The sequence below is a fragment of the Mesorhizobium sp. M7A.F.Ca.CA.003.01.2.1 genome (assembly GCF_003998945.1).
Taxonomy (GTDB): domain Bacteria; phylum Pseudomonadota; class Alphaproteobacteria; order Rhizobiales; family Rhizobiaceae; genus Mesorhizobium; species Mesorhizobium ciceri.
The window spans coordinates 1-2661 of the sequence record NZ_RZRA01000809.1 but is presented as its reverse complement, the minus strand read 5'-3'; the positions used below and the strand labels follow the sequence as shown (position 1 = coordinate 2661).

2 protein-coding genes are annotated in these 2661 nt (G+C 58.9%); both read left to right on the top strand.

Features of this window, described 5'->3' with window-relative positions:
- Positions 1 to 73: 73 nt before the first annotated feature.
- Positions 74 to 1879 carry a translation elongation factor 4 gene (lepA, locus tag EN969_RS25895; RefSeq protein ID WP_063169622.1) on the top strand — a complete coding sequence of 602 codons (1806 nt, stop codon included), beginning with the start codon at positions 74 to 76 and terminating at the stop codon, positions 1877 to 1879.
- 267 nt (positions 1880 to 2146) lie between these two features.
- Positions 2147 to 2661 (top strand): ABC-three component system protein (locus EN969_RS25885; RefSeq protein WP_164758490.1); only part of this gene is annotated, 515 nt, incomplete at its 3' end.

The window sequence follows — 2661 nt, the reverse complement described above, 5'->3', positions numbered from 1 at the left end:
AGGTGCCCGTGCTGCCTGCTCCGGCAAAGGCGCACAGCTTGCTCGGGCAAGCCACCCCTGCTAAACGCGCGCCATGAGCACGCCCCTCGACCACATCCGCAATTTCTCCATCGTCGCCCATATCGACCATGGCAAATCCACGCTTGCCGACAGGCTGATCCAGCTGACCGGCGGGCTGGAGCTGCGCGACATGAAGGAGCAGGTGCTGGACTCGATGGACATCGAGCGCGAGCGCGGCATCACCATCAAGGCGCAGACGGTGCGGCTGAAATACCGCGCCAACAATGGCGAGGACTATATCCTCAATTTGATCGACACGCCCGGACATGTCGACTTCGCCTATGAAGTGTCGCGGTCGCTGGCCGCCTGCGAGGGCTCGCTGCTGGTCGTCGATGCCTCCCAGGGCGTCGAGGCGCAGACGCTGGCCAATGTCTACCAGGCGATCGACAACAACCACGAGATCGTCGTGGTGCTGAACAAGGTCGACCTGCCGGCCGCCGAGCCCGAGCGCATCCGCGAGCAGGTCGAGGAGGTGATCGGCATCGACGCCTCCAACGCCGTGCTGATCTCGGCCAAGACCGGCCTCGGCATTCCGGATGTCCTGGAGGCCATCGTCCACCAATTGCCGCCGCCGCGCGAAGGCGACGCCACGGCACCCCTGAAGGCGATGCTGGTCGACAGCTGGTACGACGCCTATCTCGGCGTCATCGTGCTGGTGCGCGTCATCGACGGCGTGCTGAAGAAGGGCCAGACCATCCGCATGATGGGCACCGGCGCCAAATATCTGGTCGAGCGCACCGGCGTGTTCACACCGGCGCGCATCAATGTCGACGAGCTCGGCCCCGGCGAATTCGGCTTCTTCACCGGCTCGATCAAGGAAGTGGCCGACACGCGCGTCGGCGACACCATCACCGAGGACAAGCGCGCCACCGCCAAGGCGCTGCCCGGCTTCAAGCCGGCGCAGCCTGTGGTGTTCTGCGGCCTGTTCCCGGTCGACGCCGCCGATTTCGAGGATCTGCGCGCCGCAGTCGGCAAATTGCGCCTCAACGACGCCAGCTTCTCTTTTGAAATGGAAACCAGCGCCGCGCTCGGCTTCGGCTATCGCTGCGGCTTCCTTGGCCTCTTACATCTCGAAATCATCCAGGAGCGGCTGGAGCGCGAGTTCAACCTCGACCTGATCGCCACGGCACCCAGCGTCGTCTACCGGCTGGCTCTGACCGACGGCTCGATGAAGGAACTGCACAACCCGGCCGACATGCCCGACGTGGTCAAGATCTCGGCGATCGAGGAGCCGTGGATCCGCGCCACCATATTGACCCCCGACGACTATCTCGGCGGCATATTGAAACTCTGCCAGGACCGGCGCGGCATCCAGGCCGACCTGTCCTATGTCGGCAAGCGCGCCATGCTGATCTACGATCTGCCGCTCAACGAGGTCGTCTTCGATTTCTACGACCGGCTGAAGTCGATCTCCAAGGGCTACGCCTCCTTCGACTATCACCTGACCGACTACCGCGAGGGCGACCTGGTGAAGATGTCGATCCTGGTCAATGAGGAGCCGGTCGACGCGCTGTCCATGCTGGTGCACCGCACGGCGGCGGAAAAGCGCGGAAGGCAGATGTGCGAGAAGCTCAAGGAGCTGATCCCGAACCATCTGTTCAAGATCCCGATCCAGGCGGCAATAGGCGGCAAGGTCATCGCCCGAGAAACCATCTCGGCGCTGCGCAAGGACGTCACCGCCAAATGCTACGGCGGCGACGTCTCGCGCAAACGCAAGCTGCTGGACAAGCAGAAAGAAGGCAAGAAGCGGATGCGGCAGTTCGGGAAGGTGGACATTCCGCAGGAGGCGTTTATCCAGGCCTTGAAGATGGGGGACTAGGTCCTTAAGTAGTTTCAAAATAGAAAAAGGGTGCTAAACTGGCCGTGGCTCGGGGGTGATTCATGGCAGCAATTGCAGACTACATTTCTGAAATAATTAGCTTTCTAGTAGGTCTGGGCGCTGGTTCGCTCATAACATTTCAAATTATCAAAAATCGAGCAGGCCCTGGTGGAAACGCCGTTAATCAGGGTGGCGCTACCGCTGGTGGCGACTTAGTAGGACGTGACAAGACGATCACGAAGTAACGTGTCGATAAAGGCGCGTAGCGTGACGGCAAATTCAACCACAGTCGATCAGTCGGGAGCCAGCGCGGGTCGCGACATGGCGGCTCGCGACATCAACCATACTTACAAGAACATCGCCGCAAACCGCGTAAGCGCGATCGAAAAGCTGTTACAAAAGCTTGAGCTTGAAATTGAAAGAAATCAAGTAGCCAGAGACACCATCGACAGACTCAAACGGTTCTATTCTCAACGATCGCACGACGGTGTTCGGGGACTACGCGCAAAGTTGAGCGTGAGTGGCCGAGAGGATTCCTACTCTGATGCCATCGAAATGAAGGAAATGTTCGTCAAACTTCTAGAGCGCTGGTCTCATTATTATTCTGCTCAACAGATAATCGTATATCTGTTGGCGAGAGCTGAACGGCAGTTTAATGATATAATCCTCCCACAAATTTCTACATGTGGCGTGGTGGAAATAAACAAGTTCATGAATGAGCTAATTGTGATTCCAACTGTTGAGGACTGCGGTGCAAGCGTCCTGGAGGTAGATCATAACAC